Origin of the sequence: Alteromonas sp. KUL17 (assembly GCF_006538305.1) — a bacterium.
In the GTDB taxonomy this organism is placed as follows: domain Bacteria; phylum Pseudomonadota; class Gammaproteobacteria; order Enterobacterales; family Alteromonadaceae; genus Alteromonas; species Alteromonas macleodii.
Genome location: NZ_BJKJ01000006.1, coordinates 120,860 through 140,242, shown reverse-complemented (window position 1 = coordinate 140,242; position 19,383 = coordinate 120,860). Strand labels below are relative to the sequence as shown.

At 45.5% G+C, this 19,383-nt stretch carries 14 protein-coding genes; 4 read left to right on the top strand and 10 right to left on the bottom strand.

Translation table 11 applies throughout. The features are described from left to right. Nucleotides 1–11: 11 nt before the first annotated feature. The 9 genes from KUL49_RS07785 to KUL49_RS07745 all read right to left on the bottom strand — a co-directional run bounded on the left by KUL49_RS07785 (nucleotide 12) and on the right by KUL49_RS07745 (nucleotide 10,490). Nucleotides 12–1,595: a PAS domain-containing methyl-accepting chemotaxis protein gene (locus tag KUL49_RS07785; RefSeq protein WP_131136941.1), complete on the bottom strand. Its 1,584-nt coding sequence runs from the start codon at nucleotides 1,593–1,595 to the stop codon at nucleotides 12–14. Between the two features lie 156 nt (nucleotides 1,596–1,751). Beyond that, nucleotides 1,752–3,257: a sensor histidine kinase gene (locus KUL49_RS07780; RefSeq protein WP_039229215.1), complete on the bottom strand. Its 1,506-nt coding sequence runs from the start codon at nucleotides 3,255–3,257 to the stop codon at nucleotides 1,752–1,754. A gap of 87 nt (nucleotides 3,258–3,344) precedes the next feature. Continuing rightward, nucleotides 3,345–4,427: a methyl-accepting chemotaxis protein gene (locus KUL49_RS07775; protein ID WP_014951126.1), complete on the bottom strand. Its 1,083-nt coding sequence runs from the start codon at nucleotides 4,425–4,427 to the stop codon at nucleotides 3,345–3,347. A 152-nt stretch (nucleotides 4,428–4,579) separates the two neighbouring features. Beyond that, nucleotides 4,580–4,981 carry a hypothetical protein gene (locus tag KUL49_RS07770; RefSeq protein WP_069945128.1) on the bottom strand — a complete coding sequence of 134 codons (402 nt, stop codon included), beginning with the start codon at nucleotides 4,979–4,981 and terminating at the stop codon, nucleotides 4,580–4,582. A 44-nt stretch (nucleotides 4,982–5,025) separates the two neighbouring features. After that, entirely contained in the window at nucleotides 5,026–6,405 is a 1,380-nt protein-coding gene (locus KUL49_RS07765) for a sulfite oxidase (RefSeq protein ID WP_131136970.1), read from the bottom strand. Further along, nucleotides 6,405–7,409, bottom strand: a complete 1,005-nt coding sequence (locus tag KUL49_RS07760; RefSeq protein WP_014951129.1) for a YeiH family protein — start codon at nucleotides 7,407–7,409, stop codon at nucleotides 6,405–6,407. The genes KUL49_RS07765 and KUL49_RS07760 overlap by 1 nt, the downstream gene beginning before the upstream one ends. A gap of 6 nt (nucleotides 7,410–7,415) precedes the next feature. Then, nucleotides 7,416–8,423, bottom strand: a complete 1,008-nt coding sequence (locus tag KUL49_RS07755) for a TauD/TfdA family dioxygenase (RefSeq protein WP_014951130.1) — start codon at nucleotides 8,421–8,423, stop codon at nucleotides 7,416–7,418. 9 nt (nucleotides 8,424–8,432) lie between these two features. Next, the gene (locus tag KUL49_RS07750; protein WP_014977675.1) at nucleotides 8,433–9,386 is read right to left on the bottom strand and encodes an aldo/keto reductase; all 954 of its coding nucleotides are present in this window, start codon (nucleotides 9,384–9,386) and stop codon (nucleotides 8,433–8,435) included. A gap of 354 nt (nucleotides 9,387–9,740) precedes the next feature. Next, nucleotides 9,741–10,490, bottom strand: a complete 750-nt coding sequence (locus tag KUL49_RS07745) for a GntR family transcriptional regulator (RefSeq protein ID WP_014951132.1) — start codon at nucleotides 10,488–10,490, stop codon at nucleotides 9,741–9,743. A 99-nt stretch (nucleotides 10,491–10,589) separates the two neighbouring features. On the opposite strand from KUL49_RS07745, the gene KUL49_RS07740 reads away from it, so the two are divergent. The 4 genes from KUL49_RS07740 (at nucleotide 10,590) to KUL49_RS07725 (ending at nucleotide 17,983) form a co-directional block, all read left to right on the top strand. After that, entirely contained in the window at nucleotides 10,590–11,342 is a 753-nt protein-coding gene (locus KUL49_RS07740) for a TSUP family transporter (protein WP_131136969.1), read from the top strand. Between the two features lie 116 nt (nucleotides 11,343–11,458). Further along, complete coding sequence (locus tag KUL49_RS07735; RefSeq protein WP_131136940.1) at nucleotides 11,459–13,525, top strand: alpha-xylosidase; 2,067 nt, start codon at nucleotides 11,459–11,461, stop codon at nucleotides 13,523–13,525. Nucleotides 13,526–13,541: 16 nt separating this feature from the next. After that, nucleotides 13,542–15,269, top strand: coding sequence for a solute:sodium symporter family transporter (locus tag KUL49_RS07730; RefSeq protein WP_014951135.1), 1,728 nt, complete (start codon nucleotides 13,542–13,544; stop codon nucleotides 15,267–15,269). Between the two features lie 305 nt (nucleotides 15,270–15,574). Continuing rightward, nucleotides 15,575–17,983: a TonB-dependent receptor gene (locus KUL49_RS07725; RefSeq protein WP_131136939.1), complete on the top strand. Its 2,409-nt coding sequence runs from the start codon at nucleotides 15,575–15,577 to the stop codon at nucleotides 17,981–17,983. A 122-nt stretch (nucleotides 17,984–18,105) separates the two neighbouring features. Here the strand turns inward: KUL49_RS07725 and KUL49_RS07720 are convergent, their stop codons facing one another. Next, complete coding sequence (locus KUL49_RS07720) at nucleotides 18,106–19,101, bottom strand: cation diffusion facilitator family transporter (RefSeq protein WP_039229202.1); 996 nt, start codon at nucleotides 19,099–19,101, stop codon at nucleotides 18,106–18,108. Nucleotides 19,102–19,383: the final 282 nt, after the last annotated feature.

Sequence of the window (19,383 nt, the reverse complement as noted above, 5' to 3'; positions counted from 1 at the left end):
TGGAGAGAGTATTACTCTCCCACTCGCTTATCTGTACTGAAACGCAATATTAGCTCGTGAACCTGATTAACCGTTGCGCGCAAATCGTGGCTTGCTGCAAGCGATGCTTCAGATGAACGCTGGGTTTCAGACGCGCCGTCAGCGACTTCTACTAACTGCTGGTTAATATGCTCTGCCACCGTGCTTTGTTCTTCTACCGCTGAAGACATCTCTACCGTGGCATCAGCGATACCTTTCACTGCATTGTTAATTTCAAACAATGCACCTCGGGTTTCTTCTACTATAGCGCTGCCGTGCTCAGCTGAAGCTAGCCCTTCCGTCGATACCCTTACAGCTCGATCAGAACGCTCAGCCAATTCATTAATGATGTTGTGGATTTTATCGGTCGATTCGCGAGTTTTCGAAGCTAAAGTACGAACCTCATCGGCAACAACCGCAAAACCTCTTCCTTGTTCGCCAGCCCTTGCAGCTTCGATCGCAGCATTAAGCGCTAACAGGTTAGTTTGCTCAGCGATGGTCGAGATGATATTGGCCGCTTCGCCAATATCGCTGGTTGACTGAGCCAACTCTGTCACTGTGGTAGAGATAGACTCAACCGCCTCGCGTAAGGCGACAATCGCCTGCATGGCTTGTTCTGCTTTTTGGTTGCCTGTCTCTACATTAGATGCCGCTGTCCTTGCGCTCTTTGCGTTACTTTCTACTCGTTCGGCAACTTCTTGAATCGCTTGACTCATTTGCGTTACCGCAGACGCAATTTGCTGTGTAGCTTGATTTTGCTGAACAACCGCGGCACTGGTGCTTTCTGCTTGTTGATGCGTAGTGCTAGCAATTGATTCGAGCCCCGCTGACGCATCTTTAATTCGGGTTAATGCCGTGCGATTTCTGGCAAGTTCACACCCCAGTGCAAGTTTGGCTTGGCTTATGTGAGGGGGGTCTGGGAAGTAGGTTTGTGCCACAGTTTCATTAGCGTAGCTTTCTGGGCTAAGAGAAAGCAGCGTGCCCCAGTCTTTTCTTGTCTTGGTTTCTTGAGCAATCATTAAAACTACAGCGCCAAGCAGCGCAATGCCTGCCGCTGCCCAACCATGGGTAAACGCGAGTACTAAAACAAGTAGGGCGCTTAACAGTATTGTTGGCGCCATGTGCATGAGGCCTTGCCCCAGTCGCGACATCGGCGATACCGCAGATTTTCCTTCCTGCATTCTGGCGTAAACGCTAGATGCGCGTGCTATTTCGTCATTTAACGCCGGCACTCGAACAGATTCGTAGCCTACTACTGACTTACCTTCATAAACGGGAGTCACAAACGCCGAAACCCAATAGTGATCGCCATTTTTTCTTCTGTTTTTGACTAACCCAATCCAGCTTTGCCCTGATTCCAAAGTACGCCACATTTCTTTGAAGACAGGAGCAGGCATATCTGGATGACGGATAATGTTGTGATTTTTGCCAATGAGCTCTTCGCGACTGAAGCCACTTGCTTCTACAAATGCGCTGTTACAATGCTGGATTACACCGCGCTTATCGGTAGATGAAATAAGACGATGATGTGCGGGAAACTTGTACTCTTTTTGGGTAACTGGCTGATTATTTCTCATTGGGTGCTTTCTCCATGTAGCAAAGCAATCATCCGTTAATCGTAGGAAATGTTGCTTACCTCCTAAGACTAGAACATAAACAAATTCTGTCTAGCAGGAAGAAAAAATTAGAGAAATTCTATATTCTATCAGCTATTTAGGAAAGCAATTTATACTTTAGGCTAGAGGTAACAAAACGGTAACGCGCGTACCTTTTCCTTCTTCGCTAGTGATATTTATCTTTCCGTTGTGCTCTTCAACAATAGTCATGGAAATAGACATTCCCAACCCTGTTCCCTCGCCGGGTGGTTTAGTTGTAAAAAAGGGCGTGAATATTCTATCCAGCGTTTCTTTCGACATACCAATACCCTCGTCTTCTACGATAAGCATGGCGCTTTTGTCATCTTGCTGCACTTTTAGTGTTATGGACTTCCCTTCTGGGGTTGCATAAATAGCATTGGTCACAAAGTTAACCAACACCTGCTGAATCTGTCCTGCATTACCAAGGAAATAGACATCCTTATCGGGTACTTCTACATTAAGTTTGTTTTTGTACCTGTGCAGGTTATTCGTGAGCTTGATCACCGTGTTCATGGCGTCAATGGCACTAATTTGTGTATGCTTTCCTGAACCAGGATACGAAAAACTTCGCAGCGCTTTTACAATTTCAATAATACGTTCAATGCCCTCGTGAGATTCATTGAACATCTCTGTAATTTCGCTCGCACTTTCTTGTAGCGAAAAGCGTTTTTCCAGCGCCTCGAACTGCGACTCTACCTCTCCACCAGCAGTGCGACAAAGCTTGCCTATTTCTTCTAACGCGTGTTGATAATCGCTAAAAATTTCTTTTGCAACCACCGTATTGCTTCGAACATAACCGATAGGGTTATTGATTTCGTGTGCTATACCCGCAGCAAGTTGTCCCAACATCGCCATCTTGTCTGCACTAACCAGCCTTTCTTCTAGAAAGTCTCTGTCTTTTTTAACCGAACTCAATTCTATTTGCCGACTGGTGAGCTCAGTTTTTTTGTTCTGGTAACGAGACGTAATGTTTAGATAATGTTTGGTGGTATCAAGAACGTGTAGCGTTTCTTCTTCTAAGTGATCGTCTTTGGTAAGCAACACGAGCCAAGCGAATTCGCCGTCTGCCATTTCATGCATAAAGTGAAGTAGCCTTGCTTCTTCTTTTGTATCTGGTCGCTCCACTGCATTAACGCACCAGTGGGAATAGCTCTCACGCAATGTCAGAGGGGTTTCGTCTTTGAGAAGTTTGGCGAGCTCGGGAGAGCTATACCATCCATTTTCGTGAGATAGCACCTGGCTATCATCCCCCACCGTTAGCGCTTCACCTTCTACAATAAATGCTTTTCCACAATGAGCACCGCTAAATTCGACCGCCGATTCCAGCGCAGAAAATATAAAACTCTTACCCGGCTGAGCATTTGAAAGCTGTGATGCAGCACGGTTAAGGTACAACAACTCCCTTTCCCGCTGTTTTGAATCTTTTAAGGCTTTTCTTAGCGCTTGATTCGCTAAGTAAGCATCTTGTGAGTAGGTTTCAAGAAAAGACTCTGCGTTTTTACGCGCTATTTTTTGACGTTTAAGCTGTCGTTCTAAAGAGTTAACGCGGGCTTCCAGCGCTAGAATGCGCTCTTGTTCGGTGGAATACGATGTTTCACTCACCAAAAAGCCCTCCGTTTAGGGCGCCGCTATGAATTCGGGCGCCACGCTTTTCAATAGGGCCAGTTGAACCGCAAGGCTCTACGGGCGCTAATTAACTAGCCTATCAAGTAGTGTTAGTACTCTCTCACTGGCTTGTTCCATTTCCATAAGCTTAGCATCTGCCTCAGCATTGTTGCCATTTTGTTTAGCTAGAACGGCAGCGATACCGCTACTATGCACTTTTGCATGCGGCGCTTCAATCTCTCTGAATGCCGTTGTCTGGCCAATCGCTTTGTTAGCATTGTCACTATACCACTGCCCAAGGCGGCAGTTCTTATGATCGCCAAAGTCCGCCACAGATTTATTGCTGTAGCCGCACAGCACTGCATAAACCTCGGCCTTCCACACTACATGATCCAATTTTACTGTTTGAATGAACGTAGCAATTGCGCCTTCGCTAATGGTGGACTTCATACTGTCACAGTGTTGCACCATAACTTCGTAGCTGCCATTTAGCTGATTAATGCCGGTCTCTAGCTGCTCGTTGTTTCCGCGCAGTTCATTGACACCTGAAACCGCTTTGGAAGTAGACTGAATTATACCGTTCACCAACTCAGATACTTCTGTTGCTGATTTGTTGGTTTCTGTCGCCAATGCACGTACTTCATCAGCAACAACACTAAACCCGCGGCCTGCATCGCCTGCTCGCGCAGCTTCGATTGCAGCGTTTAGCGCAAGTAAGTTAGTTTGGTCAGAAATACTCGTAATAGTAGTAACAAATTTATTAATGTTATCTGCTGTTGTTGATAGCCCCGATATACGTTCGCTCATGCTGCCCATTTGGACATTAAGCCCGCTCATGTCGGTAACAATTTTGCTTAATGTAGTCGCAGAATCACTAAACAACTCATTAATATTAGCAACAGACTGGTTCTCAGCATCGATACGTTGATAAGTAGCCAACACCGTTTCACGAATACCTTCTAATTGACGCATTGCATCAACGATGCACTTCATTACAACGGAATCGTTCGACGATGCATGCTGGCCGTTCGCAGCCTCAATGGCATTAATGAGTTCACTATTTTCTGCCTCTAAAACGTCAATTTTGTCTAAGGCTTCTTGCACTCTTGCTTCTAATTTACGTACTTGCGCTTCTTTTTCTTCGTATTTACTGCGAGATACAAACATGTGTGGTTACCGATATGTTTTTTATAGAGTTATTTTGTTCAGATTAACAGATATCCAGACCATTTAACTATTAGTCTGAAGTAGCGTTATGCTATGAGTATCGGCGGAAAACTGAAAAACTGATGAAATAAAACGCTCGGTTGAAACGAGCTTTATTTTTGTGGCAGTAGATGCGGCTCTAGGGGCGGGCGACGGGCGCCTTTTTTAGGACCATACCACAACGTCAAATAGTCTAGGATAGCGGGCTCTGCATCACCTAATGGCCATAGCTTTTGCGTGTCTTGCATCCATCGAATAGTTTCAAGCCATCTCTCTCTGCTCATTGCGTTCTGTGTAATTAGTGAAGGCGAATGGCATGCGCTACAGTGTGCAACCACTAGATTATAGCCGGGCGCTACAGTAAGACCTGACTGGGGGTCAACAGACACAGTCGTGGCGTCAGCGGAATGCATACTTGAGCCGCTATTTTTATCGCTACTTTCATTGATGGCCGCAACCAGTGGTGTGCTAACTAACCCTGCCATAATAGAAACAAAAACGAATAGACGGCGCATGCGAGCGCGCCATATCTCAAACACGTTACTCGGTACCATGTGTTTTACACAACCCGCACAGCAATGCGATGGCAGGCATTGTTTAAGTAGCCTTTTGGATTCCAGCCCGGCAATACCATAGGTTGTGCTTTTCCATTTTCATCTACGGCTTTGGCCCATATTTCGAAATAACCTTGTTGAGGAAAGGCTATTTTTGTAGTGAACTGCTGCCATGCATGTCTATTTACGGGTAGCGTGAGCTCTGCTATTTGCCACGTTTGTCCGAAATCAATAGATGTGTACACTTCAGCCACTTTACCCTCACCACTCCATGCATGACCGCGCACGCTTAGTTTCTTGGCCAAAGGATGATCAGTGCCCGATTGTGGAAAAGTAATGAGTGACTTAATAGGCATAGCTTCAATGATACACATATCTTCATCGGCTACTTTCGCCCCCGGAGCAACGGGTTTACAAGGGAGTCGGTACGCTTTGCCCAGCATTTTTGCACCGTCATGCACGCGGTCTCTGACCACTATCTTCTTAAGCCACTTACCAGACGTAGACGCTGGCCAACCACCAAATACCAGTCGGAGCGGATAGCCATTCATTAAAGGCAGAGGTTCATCATTCATTGCCCATGCAATCAACGACTCGTCTTCCATCGCTTTGTTTATCGGCACCCCGCGAGAAATAGCCGCTTTGCCCGGTGTACGGCTTAAATGCTGGTCATCACCATAATAGCCAATGTAAACAGCGTTATCTTTTACGCCCACTGACGTGAGTACATCTTTAAGCCTTACACCTGTCCATTTAGGGCATCCCACAGCTCCGGTAGCCCATTGGTTCCCCGTCGCTGCTGGCGAGAACTCGGCACGTCCATTACCGCCGCATTCCAGCGTTAGTTGGTAGGTGTAATGTTTGAATTGGGTTTTGAGCTCTTCCAACGTGAAGGTTTTTGACTGCTCGGCCGACTCCCCTTCAATAGTAAGCGTCCACGTACTCGCGTCTGGCTTTTGCGGGGGAATACCATTATTTCTTACGAAAAATCGAGAGGCAGGCGTAACCGCATCATCAAGTAGGTGCGCTGGCGTTTCAGCGTTAATTGGCCGGTCGTTAAGTATTGTTAGCCCGTCTTTTCCCTTGATAGAAAAAGGTGTATTCGACTGAGCAAATGCAGCGGGAATAAGTCCTGCTGGCATGAACTGACCGTAAACGACTTCAGCACCAAGTAGCAAAGACAGAGACTTCAGACCTTTGATAAAACCACGCCGAGTCAGCGCGTTGCTAGTTCGCTGAAAAACCTGCTCGTCGGCCTTTACAGGGTCCTTAGCGTACAGTTCGTGAAGGCCATGTTTTTTCACTGCTACCACCTCGTCATTGAGTGCTTTGTGTATTAAGAGTGCATTAAGAATAATTGTGATAAATCGCGCAAAAAATCCCACTATATTGCGAACAAATAGCCCAATATAAGCAGTGCAATCCACAGCGTTTCTGCCACAATCATCACAATTGGCAGCATACCGACTTCGGCTAACTTACCAAGGTTAGACTTCATACCGATTGCCGTAATTGAAACGACTAAGAAGAAGCGTGATATCTGGGTCCCCGTTTCAATAACTACTTCGGGTAGGGTTACAAAGCTGTTGAGTAACATAAGTACAATAAAGCCAACTAGAAACATCGGCATTTTAGGCACTTGCGCCCCGTCAGCCTGACTTTTGGCTTTGTAAAAGTGTTTAATGGCAATCATCATAATGAGTACTACTGGCATTAGCATGGCTACTCGTACCAGCTTGGTCAGTGTCGCCATGTCGCCTGCACTGTCAGACACCGAGTAACCTGCCCCCACAACTTGCGCCACATCGTGAATAGTGCCGCCTAAGAAAATGCCAGCTTCCGTATCATTCATGCCCAACTGCGCCGCCACAATTGGGTAGAGCACCATGGCGATGGTCGACATAGCGGTTACGCCAATAACCGTCAGCAACGTGTCTCTTTCGTGGTTTTCTCCCTTGGGAAGAATGGTGGAAATGGCGAGAGCCGCAGACGCACCACAAATGGCTACTGAGCCTCCCGTTAATGCACCAAAACGCTTTTGTAACCCGAGTAATTTGGCGAGACCCACTCCGACAATAATTGTTGTGAGTATGGCAGCGGCCAGCATAAGAGCGGTCTGCCACCCAAGTACCGCTAAGTCACCTAGCGCAATGCGTAGACCAAGCAGAACAACTCCAGCGCGAAGAAGAGTACTTGCCGTGAAATCGATACCACACGCACAGGGCGTATCGTTCTGATACAAAAACGATACGGCCATACCCAAAAGTAATGCGAACAACATAGCAGGGGCATTGTAATGCTCACTCAAAAAGAGCGCCGCCATACCGGTAATGGTTGCAATTCCTAGCCCGGGCCAAATATTTTTACATTTTACTGCTATATCGTTCATTTTCTTTTATCGCTCTGAGGCCACAAGCGCAACAAGCACTACGCGCTTTCGCTCGCCAGAATAAGGGCGGCGGCCATGCATTGCACGGTAATTGTCAACAATAGCCACGTCACCATCTTGCCACTCTAAGTCAAAGGTGTAAGTTTCAGACAGTTCTGCAACGCGCTCTAAACCGGCTTTAGGAATTGCACTTCCATCGCCAAAAGTAATTGCCGACGACGGGTTTTCCCTTACGCCTTTCCATCCCATATACGCAGCTATTAGCTGGTTATAGAACACTTCTGAGCCGTCACTAAGTTCGATAACCGCAGGTAAGACAGGCGTAATGGCTCTTAGACTACCATCCTCCAACCATTGCCAGGTGTATCCTAACTCTTTTAATTTAGCTTCTGCCTCTTCTAATGACTCAACGCTTAGCGTGCTTTTCCAGCTTCTTCCTTGGCCAGAATTGGCATCATTGGCTGCTGGCATAGTAGTCGTATATTTAAGGCCTTTCTCTTTAAAGTCTTTAGCAAGCGCAGGATTTTCTTCCTTCAATGCTTCAAACAATTTGTCGGAGCGACACAAAGGCGTTGCTCCCCCCTCATCCGCTGCAGTCTTACAAAAGAAAAACAGCTTGCTAGGTGAAATAGGCGTCTGCGCCATTTCATGATGTAGAAAAATTTCTACGTCTTTCGGCGCTTCATTTGCTGTGAATACGCGCTCAGTAAAGTTAATACGCACGGCATTAGACAACGACTCCTGATAGGTAAAGTTAGGATAGCCGAAGCCTGCTGAGAAAACGTCAAAGGTCTCTGCGGAATCAATTGGAAACCCTCGGAAAAGTAGTGCTCCCGACTTTGCAAGTTTTGCTTCAAGCTCTGATTGATTTGCTTTTACAAATGCAACGGTCTCTTCTACCGTTGTACAACCCTCGTTGTTCACGACTATTTCAGGGAACACACCGCCGTTATAATTGTGCTGAGTAGGTACACTTGCGTAGGCTACCGCAGAGCTGTCATTGACGTTTTTCATAGCTAACTCCTAGTCGTAAATAGGGTGGAAACGGTTAAAGGCAGCTTCGCAGAAGTGCCCTGGATCGTTAAATCTGCGATTTACGTTCAATGCAGATATTGCCTGCATTTCACTGTCGCTGAGTGAGAAGTCAAAAAGTGCGAGGTTTTCTTTCATACGCTCAACTTTTGACGTTTTTGGAATGATGGCGTTACCGCGCTGAATTCCCCAACGCAAGACAACCTGCGCGGGCGTTTTACCATGGGCTTCTGCCGCGGCTTTTACTACGCTTTGCTCAAGCACTGATTCCGTCTGATCAGCCATTTCAAGCTCTAGATAAGATAAGGCACCTAGCGGAGAGAAGGCCGTCACCTCCAGTCCATAGTCTTTTGCCAAACGAATTAGTCGCTCTTGCGTAAGGTACGGGTGAGATTCAATTTGCAGCATGGCTGGCTTAATACGCGCATAGCTCATCAGGTCGTTAAGCAAACCGGTGTTGTAATTACACACACCAATTTGTTTTGCTTTTCCGCTATCGGCAAGCGACTCCATTGCCTCCCATGTCTTATGCAAAGGTACAGGCGCGAGTTCCATTTTAGGCTCGGCAGCATCAGGTTCGTAAAACCATTCTGGTGGATAACGGGTCTCGATAGGCACAAATTTCTGCGCTATCGGGAAATGGATCAGGTATAAGTCTACATAATCTAACTGTAAGTCTGACAAGGTTTTTTCTAAAGCAAGACCCACGTGCTCAGGGGCGTGAAAGGTATTCCATAGTTTAGAAGTAACCCAAAGCTCTTCTCTGGTGCACAAGCCTTCATCAATCGCTCGCTTAATGCCTTCACCCACTTCCTTTTCATTGCCGTAATCAGCGGCACAATCTAAGTGTCGATAGCCAGCCTTAATCGCTTGGTACGTGGTTTCCGCACATATGGCAGTATCGACCTTCCAAAAACCAAAACCTACCTCTGGTATCTTATTCATTGTTTCATTCACCTTAGAATTCGTTGCTTTAAGCTAGTACGGACTTTCTCTTAAACGTACTGCAAAGATAAAAAGCCGCGGTTTACTTTTGCAGTATGCTCTTGTATAACTTTAGCTTCAAACTTTAGTCTTGTATAAGACATAAGTTATTACACAGATATACTGATGTCAACAAAGTGTTAACAAACTTAATGAAAAGTTTGAAGTGCAACAAAAAGAAATGTCTAGCGGTGGCATAACAAGATAAAGCGTTACCTTGTTATGCTAGGTGTTCGAGAGTCGGTAAGAAACAATTTGATAGGAACGGACGTTTAAAACGTTGTGGTTGAACAGTTTGGCGCTGATAGCAAAGGATTAATCAAGTTCAACTTGGTAATGGTAGTGGTCAGTTCTACATTTGCTTTCACGATATTCAATGAGTTTACCGTCAATAGACTCAGTGACGCGCGTAACCATAAGTAACGGCATTCCTTTTTCGATACCTAAGCTTTTTGCATCACTTTTTGAGGCCAAAACCGCTTTAATGCTGTCACGGGTCTTAAATACAGTTTGGTTGTAGTCCGTTTGATAAAAATGATACAGAGTATGCGGAATATCTTCTCGCTTCTCGATGTCAGGAAATCGCTTAGACGGTAAATAAATAGTTTCAAGCATACAAAATTCGTTATCGAGAATTCGCCTACGCTTAAGCTTCACTACTTTGTCTTTAGCGGTAATTGATAGTGCAGTTTGGACACTTTCAATTGGTTCGACCAGCTCTTTACTTAACAGTTCAGCTTTGGGTAGGTCAGCACCTTTTCCGTCAGCTTGTAACGGAAAGAAACGAAACAGCGCATCTTGTGCCGTATGCTCAGAAACAAATGTACCGACCCCCTGACGACGGGTTACAATTTTGGTATCTGTCAGCAATGTTAGCGCTTTGCGAACGGTTCCTTGGCTAACATTGAATTCGTCAGCAAGCTTAAACTCACTAGGTAGCATCTCGCCTGGTTGCCAACGGCGCTCGACAATAAGCTGCTTTATGTATTCAGCGACTTGTTGATACAGTGGCTGAAAGGCAAGACTTGGACCGCTGAGTTTGTGATCGAATTGAGATGAAGACATGAACCCTAACCTAAACGCTTAATTTTTGTTGTTATATCATACACAAGAGTTATAGCGCACTTTTGATATAAATCACATACATTGCAGGAATTACACGTGATGCTTTTGGAAACACTGCTTCCCATGTTTGCGCTATTAGGGCTTGCGACACTGCTACAGACCTTAAGCGGGTTTGGTTTTGGCCTTATGGTTGTATCAAGCTTTACGTTATTCGGCATCTTGCCGCTTACGGCGACCACCTTTATGGTGAGTTTTCTAAGTCTTTTCAATTCCATCAGCTTAGTAGTGAAAAACACGGAGCAAATAAATAGACGTGCTTTCACTATTATACTGGTTAGCGGTATACCATTTATGGCTGTAGGCTACGCATTGTTGGAATACCTGTCCGTTGGGATGGCAACTTGGCTCAATTTACTGCTTGGCTTGGCTATTCTCAGCTGCTGTGGCCTTTTATTAATAAAAAGAAAGCGGACACAGCCATCTGGTCGCGCATACGGTTTTTCTATCGCTGGCGCTCTAGGTGGATTGCTAGGTGGTCTTTTTTCTACCTTTGGCCCACCTGTGGTATTTCAGTGTTATCGACAAACCTGGCCAATTAATGAAATCAGGATAACGCTGCTGGCCGTATTTAGTGTTACCTCACTTATACGCCTTGCTATAATACCGTTTGGTACTTTGCCTTCAACAGAAGTGTTTCTGTCTGCTGTTTTCGCCATTCCCGTCATTTTAATTTTCACGCGATTAGGACGAATTCTCGCTGCTCGCGTATCCGCTGCCGCTGTTCGACTGTTAGCCTTAACCATGCTTGCATTAAGTGGCGTAACCCTTATTGTCCAAAATGTCAGTATATAAGACGGCTTGATAGTGAACGCGGATCTAAATCTTCATAATTTTCTAATTGCAGATTGACACCCAAGTTACATTTCATTAACTTATGTCTTATATAAGACATGAAGGGTAATGTAGAAATGAGTAACGCGTTTTGTGTAAATGAGCCAGAATGGAACGATATTAAAGCCGCTGACATTACTGAGCAGCCCTTTTTGTCGGATGATAAGACACTTATTATCCCCACCCAATATGGTGAGTTGAGTCTAAGTATTAGTCAGTTTGGTTTACGCATTCAAAGTGACGTAAATGCAGCAGATGATTTTGGTATGCTTACTCAAGCGCCGGAGAGGCTATCGCTAGTACTTTCCGGTGATCAGTCTCACAGCACCCTGGCAGCAGGCGATTATCGATTAGAAGTTTTTGCCGCACCTCTTCATTTCAAGCTGTATAAAAATGACGTTTTAGTTCAGCAAAGCGCCACCGACGGCCACTTTGTACGTCAGCATCGCTTACCGCCATTCGCTAAAACCGACAAAGGTTGGTTAGTAAGTTTAGAGCTTAGCTACGACGAAGCCGTTTATGGTCTTGGAGAGAAATGGGGCAAGCTTGATAAACGCGGCCAGCTAATTCGCTCATACAACCACGACGCTTTAGGCGTAAACGCCGAAAAGTCTTATAAAAACACACCTTACGCATGGAGTCCTGAAGGCTGGAATTTGTTTGTGCACACTCCAGCCCCCGTCACCCATGGAGTCGGCTACGCACTTTGGTCACAGCGAGCTTACGTGTGCTTAGTAGAAGATAACCTACTCGACATGTTCTTGTTCCATCAAGACTCGCCAGCTAAATGCCTTCAAACCTACAGTGAGTTAACAGGCTTTGCGCCAACACCTCCAACTTGGAGCTTAGGCGTAATCCTGTCTAAAGCGTATTATAAAGACGCCGACGAGCTACTCGCCGTTGCCCGCGAAGTGCGCGAAAAGAATATGCCTTGCGATGTTATTACCCTTGATGGCCGCGCATGGCAAGACACAGATACCCGCTTTGCTTTTGAGTGGGACCCTAAACGCTACGCCGATCCTCAACCGGTTATTGATGAACTTAAAGCGTTAGGCTTTAAGATTTGCGTATGGGAATACCCCATGATTTCAGTGAAAAACCCCCTTTACAAAAAGGCGGCCGAAAAGGGTTGGCTGATAAAGGACAAACGAACCGGAGAAGCTTACCGGTATGAGTGGGATTTAAGCCCTTTTGGCGAAGTGCTTACGCCACTACCAGACTCGGGTATTCTAGACTTTACCCACCCAGACGCTTACGAATTTTGGAAAACCTCGCACAAGCCTTTATTTGACCTTGGCGTGGACATGATAAAAGCCGATTTTGGCGAACAACTTGAAGACGACAACATGCTGTCGTATAGCGGTGATTCAGGTAATCGTCTACATAACGTTTACAGTATGCTCTACAACCGTTGTGTTTACGAAGCCGCAGAAGCTTACTGTAAAACAGGTCCTTTCCTATTTAGCCGTTCAGCTTGGACAGGAAGTCAGCGCTACCCATCACAATGGGGCGGCGACCCGCAAGCCGACTGGCATGGCCTAGCCGCAAGTATTCGTGGCAGTTTGTCCTGGGGGATGTCAGGCGGGCCGTTTTTCGCTACCGATATAGGCGGGTTTTACAAAGACACCCGAGATGCAGAACTTTACGTAAGATGGGCACAAGCGTCAGTGTTTAGTGCCCACATGCGATTGCACGGTATTGGCCCTCGTGAACCCTGGTCCTACGGCGATGCCGCTTCCAATGCAGTATTTGAGGCCCTTAAGCTAAGATATAAGCTTATTCCATACCTAAAGGAAACCGCAGAAAAAGCATCACAAACAGGACTTCCGGTTCAGCGCGCCATGGCTTTAGCCTTCCCTGAACAGCCGCTCTCGCATGGTTTTGAACAACAATTTATGTGCGGTGATGACCTACTTGTTGTGCCTTGCGTGGTGCCCGGCGGGAAAATTAAATACTACTTACCAAAAGGTGAATGGATACGTTTTGGTACCGAAGAAGTCGTGCAGGGTGAGCAATACAGAGAAGAAATACTTGCGCTTAACGATGTGGCGGTGTTCATCCAAAAAGGCAGTCGCATTGTAATGGGTCCAGATGTTCAACATACCGATATGGATATGTCGAACACCACACATTGGCCAGCGTAGCGCATAGGAGCAGTTCATGGATATCACCCTTACCCTATTGTCATGCATGGCATTTATGGCACTGGTTGCCGTTATTTCTTACATGAAAACAAAAGGGGAAGTAAACACGCAAGACGGTTACTTCCTTGCAGGAAGAGGGTTGACCGGCACTTTTATTGCTGGGTCCATGATCCTTACCAACCTTTCCGCAGAGCAGCTTATTGGATTAAATGGCTCTGCCTTTGGGTATAACTTAAGCGCTATGGCGTGGGAAGTTACCGCTGGTATCTCTACCATTATTATGGCGCTTATTTTCTTGCCTCGTTACTTAGCAGGCGCTTTCTCCACCCTACCTGAGTTTTTACGCGACCGTTTCGACGATAGCGTTCGCAGAATGACGGTAGTTTTGTTTATGGTGGGGTATTCGTTAGTTACCATTCCATCGGTGCTTTACTCTGGCTCTATTGCCGTGCTTAGGCTTTTTGATGTACCCGGGCTTTTCAACGTAAGCTATGAGGTGGGACTGGTACTTACCATCGTCATAGTCGGTACGATTGGCGCTCTCTATGCCATTTTCGGTGGTTTAAAAGCGGTAGCCGTATCAGACACGATTAATGGAGTTGGCCTTTTAATTGTGGGTTTATTGGTTCCCGTTCTTGGCTTGGTGGCCTTAGGCGACGGCAGCTTTAGCCAAGGTCTATCTACTATTGCTACAACGGAAACTGAAAAGCTCAATGCTATAGGTGGTCCCGACGACCCTGTTCCTTTTGGTACTATTTTCACGGGTATGATTTTAGCCAATTTGTTTTACTGGGGTACTAACCAATACGTAATTCAGCGAACCTTAGGCGCTAAAAATCTGGTTGAAGGCCAAAAAGGGGTGTTGTTCTCTGGCTATTTTAAAGTGCTTGTGCCCTTTATGATGATGTTACCAGGCGTGATTGCTTATCACTTATATCAAGATGAAAATCTTCAAACCATCGATCTTGCCTACCCTCATTTAGTTAAAGATGTACTCCCACAGTATTTGTCGGGTTTCTTTTTAGCAGTATTGCTTGGTGCGGTGTTTAGCTCTTTTAATTCACTGCTTAACAGTGCTGCCACCCTATTTTGCTTAGACGTATACAAACCCTTCAAAAAAGACAAAGTGAGCGACGAAAAGCTTATTCGCGTTGCCAAGATCACCAGTATTGTTATTGCTGTGCTCTCTTTTATCACGGCGCCGCTACTTATGTTTGCCCCTGAAGGATTGTGGCAAATCATTCGCATATTTACCGGCTTTTACAATATTCCCGTTATCACTATTGTGCTTGTTGGCTTATTTACAAAACGCGTTCCTGCGCTGGCGGCAAAAGTCGCGATTATCTTCCACGTAATTGCTTATGGGCTGCTTAAGTTCGTATGGGAAGTCGATATTAACTTTATCCATATCTACGCCATTTTGTTCGCTATTGAATTGGCTATTATGTTGACTATAGGCAGGCTCTACCCAATGACTACTCCATGGCATTTCACTGCAAAGGCTGAAGTCAATATGACGCCATGGCGCTATGCCATTCCCTGCGCCATCGTGCTTGTTGGCCTTATCGCAACGCTTTACCTGATGTTCTCTCCTGTAGGCTTTGTGAATGGACTAAGCAACGCGTTTGTCCCTGCACTAGTCGGCTTGTGGGCAACATGTTTCGTGGCAATTGGTATAAGTCTGAAATGGTGGCGAGTAAAGTATGAGCAAGGCTTGAAGCGCCTTGCTTCTCAGCACGCCTAACTCTCCTTCATCATTTTTGTATAGAAAAAACACAAAAAATTAACATAACGTTTGCAAACGGCTTAACAATTGTTTAACTTAATTACTCTTATATAAGACATCAGATGCAAGATATCTTTTATATAGAAGACCGTATTTTTACGCTATTGAATTTTGCTATTGAAAGAATAATACGCGTAGCGCTGTACCCTACGCAGCCAGAATAAAAACGAAACGCCGATTACTTGCTCAAATGCTTTTGTATCCGACTAAAGGTAGCAAGGTGTAAGTGAGGGCGTGATAAGCGAAACACCCTGGAGAACAACATGAATACAAAGAGATCACTCATCAGCAAGGCGGTAACTCTTGCTATGACATCTGGATTGCTACTTCACACCAATGCATTTGCGCAAGAGGCAGATACAGAGCAAGTCGACGCCTCAAAAGATGATAAATCATTTGAACAAATTGTCGTTACATCGCAAAAGCGTGTTCAAAGCATCAGCGATGTGCCCGTTGCTGTATCAGTGTTACGCGGTGACCAGATAGAATCTGCCTTTGCTAACAATGTTGAAAATCTACAAGCGCTTGTGCCTTCTGTGAGCTTCCGCAAAGGGACAACAACTCGAAATTCAGCCTTAACCGTTCGTGGTATTGGAACAATTTCATTTAGTATCGCCGCAGAGCCAAGCGTAGCCACGGTGGTAGATGGCGTTGTATTAGGGCGTTCTGGTCAAGCGTTTGCCGATTTGTACGATGTAGATCGAATTGAGGTATTACGTGGTCCACAGGGTACTTTATTTGGCAAGAACGCCTCTGCTGGTGTGGTAAACATCACCACAAAAGATCCTTCTCAGGAGCTCACAGGCAGCCTTTCTACCGAGTTTTATCAAGATAACGAATACCGTTTAAAAGGCACAGTAAGTGGTGGCTTAACCGACGACATTTCAGCCAGCTTAACCGTCTTCCAAGGTAAATTCGACGGCTATATCGACAACGTTTACAACAATGAAAAAGTAAACGGTTATGACCGTGAAGGTGCCCGTGCAGTTGTGGTTTACGAGCCAACCAATGATTTAAAAGTAAAGTTCATTAGCGAAATTTACAGCGCGGATGACGACTGTTGTGCTGATTTAGAAGGCGTATCTAGCGGTCGAAATCCCGACTCAAAGGCAGCGCCCAACAGTGAAACCATTGCCGACGGTATCGATTTAGAACAGCGACAAATTGATCATGACTTCGAATCTCGCACTATTGACGACCATTCGGCCTTCTCCGTACAAGTGGACAAAACCATTGGTGACTACACCTTCACGTCGATCACTGCCCAGCGCTCATGGGAAAATACAGAATTCCGCGAAGGTGATTTTACGTCTATTGCTGGCGACAGCGACCAGCCAGTATTTGGAGTGCCGTTTCAGCTGCATGACGTAGGTGAGCAAGAATGGAGTCAGTTTTCTCAAGAATTCCGTGTTGCATCAAACCTAGCTGGCCCATTCAACTTCTTAGCCGGTATGTTCTACTGGAACATGGATTCAGAGCGTAACTTCACTCGTGATGCAAGTTGCCAAAACAATAACCTTCAACTTGACCAAGCACTGACATTCTATGCGCAGAATAACCTGTCTGGAGACGCGCTGACAGACGCACTTTCTGACCTAGACGCTTACGCTAATTCGCTAGGTGCGACATGTAATGCCAACGACATTGTGTCTGCCACGGCATTCATGAGCACTGAGTTTAATAACTGGGCCGTTTACGGAGATGGCACCTACGACTTAAGCGATGACTTACGCCTTATCTTCGGTCTTCGCTATACCGATGATGAAGTGTCTTACACTCACCGTCGTATAAGTAACGACGAATATGGACGCCGTGGTGTGGGCGTTCGCCCTGCGACCGAGAACACCGATGCAGAAGGTGTGGTAGATGAAACCAATTTGTCTGGCCGCCTTGGTGTTCAATACGATCTCGACCAAAATCAAATGGTTTATGCAACCTATTCTCAAGGCTACAAAGGCCCTGGTTTCAATGTTTACTATAACTTCAACCCAGAGAATGACGGACGCCCTATTGGCGCGGAAGAATCTGACGCTTACGAAATTGGCTATAAGTACGCAAGTCGCGATCTACTTTTAAATATCGCGCTATTTAGCACTGACATTGAAGGCTTCCAAGCAAACAACTTTGATTGTTCTGACGGCGCATGTATCACGCGCCTTACCAATGCTGGTGATGTGACGACCCAAGGCGTTGAAGTAGACTTTATGTGGAACGCAACCGACAACCTAACGCTAATCGGTGGCGCTGCGTACACCAAGGCTGAGATCGATAGATTTAATTGTCCTGAAGAGGCAGAGTGTACCGACCGTTCGGGATTGGATGTTCCATTCTCACCTGACATGAAATACTCACTGTCAGCGGAGTACTTCATGGAAACAGAGCATGGTTTTGACGTTTACTACAACGCGTCTTACATCTATACCGATGAACAGTACTCTGACTTGCCAGGCAACACGGGTGTATTCAATCCTCACTCATTGTTACCTGACTACAGCATGCTTAACGCAAGCGTTAGCTTCTCATTCAAAGACGATGCCTTCCGCGTATCTTTGATTGCGAAGAACTTGCTTGATGAAAGCTACGCGACCACATATAGCGGCGACAACTTCCGCTATCAAATACCGCGCGATGCAGATCGCTATTACGGCGTAGCATTTAAAGCAAGGTTTTAATCTCGTTATAAATTAAAAAACGTGTGTGTTGAAAGGGGCGTGTGAACGCCCCTCTTTTTTGCACAACTACAGACTGTTAGTCCCTGAAAATCAAAACAAACGCCTTTGACCAAATAATAGTATTAATTTATCTCTTCGTGCTGGTGTTCATGAGAGTGGGCGTGTAAATGGTCATTATCATCACGACATGGCTCACCCGGCAACTCAAACTCTATCGTGGTATGAGCAAGTTCAAAGGGGGCTAAACGCTCGTGAACTTCCTTTTTGAGTGCTCTCAGTTTGTCATTGTCTATTGCACAGTTTATTACCACGTGTGCAGTAAGCACGTGCTGCTCTCCGTCAAGCGACCAAAAATGTACATGGTGAATTTCTTCAACGTGCTCGATTTTCAAAAGCGTGTTGCTAATAGCATTCCTTGTAGCCAAGTCAGGTACACCCTGTAGAAACAAAGACATGGTCTGCACAACATACCGAACAACATTGACCAAAATAAATAGCGTAAAACCAATAGATAAAATTGGGTCAAGTATAGGCCATTCAACAAAATGGAGCACAATGGCTACTACCAGTACCGCTACCCACCCCATCGTGTCTTCAATTAAGTGCCAGTTAAGCACCTTTTCATTCATCGAATGACCGCCGTGGAGTTTATAAGCTGCAAATCCATTCACGACAATACCGAGGATCGCTAATCCAATCATACCCTCTGTAACGGGCATTTCGGGGTTAGATAAACGAGGGATGGCCTCAGACAACACCCAAATTGAGCCAATCACCAAGATAACGCCGTTGATCATAGCTCCCATAAGGCTTAGCCGTTTGAAGCCATACGTATACTTTTCGGTAGATGCTTTATTCCCGAGCTTACTTAAATACCACGCCAGACCTATGGATAGAGAGTCTCCTAAATCGTGAACAGCATCTGCCATTATGGCGACACTGTTAGTAAGCCAACCCCCGATGAATTCAATAATAGTAAAGATGAAATTTAGCCAGAACGCCCATCCAATGCGTGTGGAATCTGTGCCTAGCGCTTCAGCATGCGCACCGTGGTGATGGCCGTGATGCTGACCTTTATGATGATTGGAGGCGGTAGTGCTGTGATTGTGGTGATGCATAATAACAACTCACATGAGATCGTATATTGAGCTTAACGTGATGTGTACCCAGGTGCGAACAAAATATCGAGCACAGATCATTAACAAGTCCCTGAGATAATTTGTAAATAGTGAGTGAAACAAGCACCTTTAAATTTTAACCCACCCTCTAATACAACCTTATATTATTGTTTTATTTGAAAATAAACGAAAAACAACAAAAATAAGACCGACAGCCAAATGTTAATTTTTTGAGAACAGTATTGATCTTTATGTGTCAGTCGCTTAATGTAATGTAAGCGC

What these genes read in the sequence shown, in the direction of transcription:
- KUL49_RS07785 (WP_131136941.1), bottom strand. Translation starts at nt 1,595, where the DNA reads ATGAGAAATAATCAGCCAGTTACCCAAAAAGAGTACAAGTTTCCCGCA.
- KUL49_RS07775 (WP_014951126.1), bottom strand. Translation starts at nt 4,427, where the DNA reads ATGTTTGTATCTCGCAGTAAATACGAAGAAAAAGAAGCGCAAGTACGT.
- KUL49_RS07770 (WP_069945128.1), bottom strand. Translation starts at nt 4,981, where the DNA reads ATGCGCCGTCTATTCGTTTTTGTTTCTATTATGGCAGGGTTAGTTAGC.
- KUL49_RS07735 (WP_131136940.1), top strand. Translation starts at nt 11,459, where the DNA reads ATGAGTAACGCGTTTTGTGTAAATGAGCCAGAATGGAACGATATTAAA.
- KUL49_RS07730 (WP_014951135.1), top strand. Translation starts at nt 13,542, where the DNA reads ATGGATATCACCCTTACCCTATTGTCATGCATGGCATTTATGGCACTG.
- KUL49_RS07745 (WP_014951132.1), bottom strand. Translation starts at nt 10,490, where the DNA reads ATGTCTTCATCTCAATTCGATCACAAACTCAGCGGTCCAAGTCTTGCC.
- KUL49_RS07740 (WP_131136969.1), top strand. Translation starts at nt 10,590, where the DNA reads ATGCTTTTGGAAACACTGCTTCCCATGTTTGCGCTATTAGGGCTTGCG.
- KUL49_RS07755 (WP_014951130.1), bottom strand. Translation starts at nt 8,423, where the DNA reads ATGAAAAACGTCAATGACAGCTCTGCGGTAGCCTACGCAAGTGTACCT.
- KUL49_RS07725 (WP_131136939.1), top strand. Translation starts at nt 15,575, where the DNA reads ATGAATACAAAGAGATCACTCATCAGCAAGGCGGTAACTCTTGCTATG.
- KUL49_RS07720 (WP_039229202.1), bottom strand. Translation starts at nt 19,101, where the DNA reads ATGCATCACCACAATCACAGCACTACCGCCTCCAATCATCATAAAGGT.
- KUL49_RS07750 (WP_014977675.1), bottom strand. Translation starts at nt 9,386, where the DNA reads ATGAATAAGATACCAGAGGTAGGTTTTGGTTTTTGGAAGGTCGATACT.
- KUL49_RS07760 (WP_014951129.1), bottom strand. Translation starts at nt 7,409, where the DNA reads ATGAACGATATAGCAGTAAAATGTAAAAATATTTGGCCCGGGCTAGGA.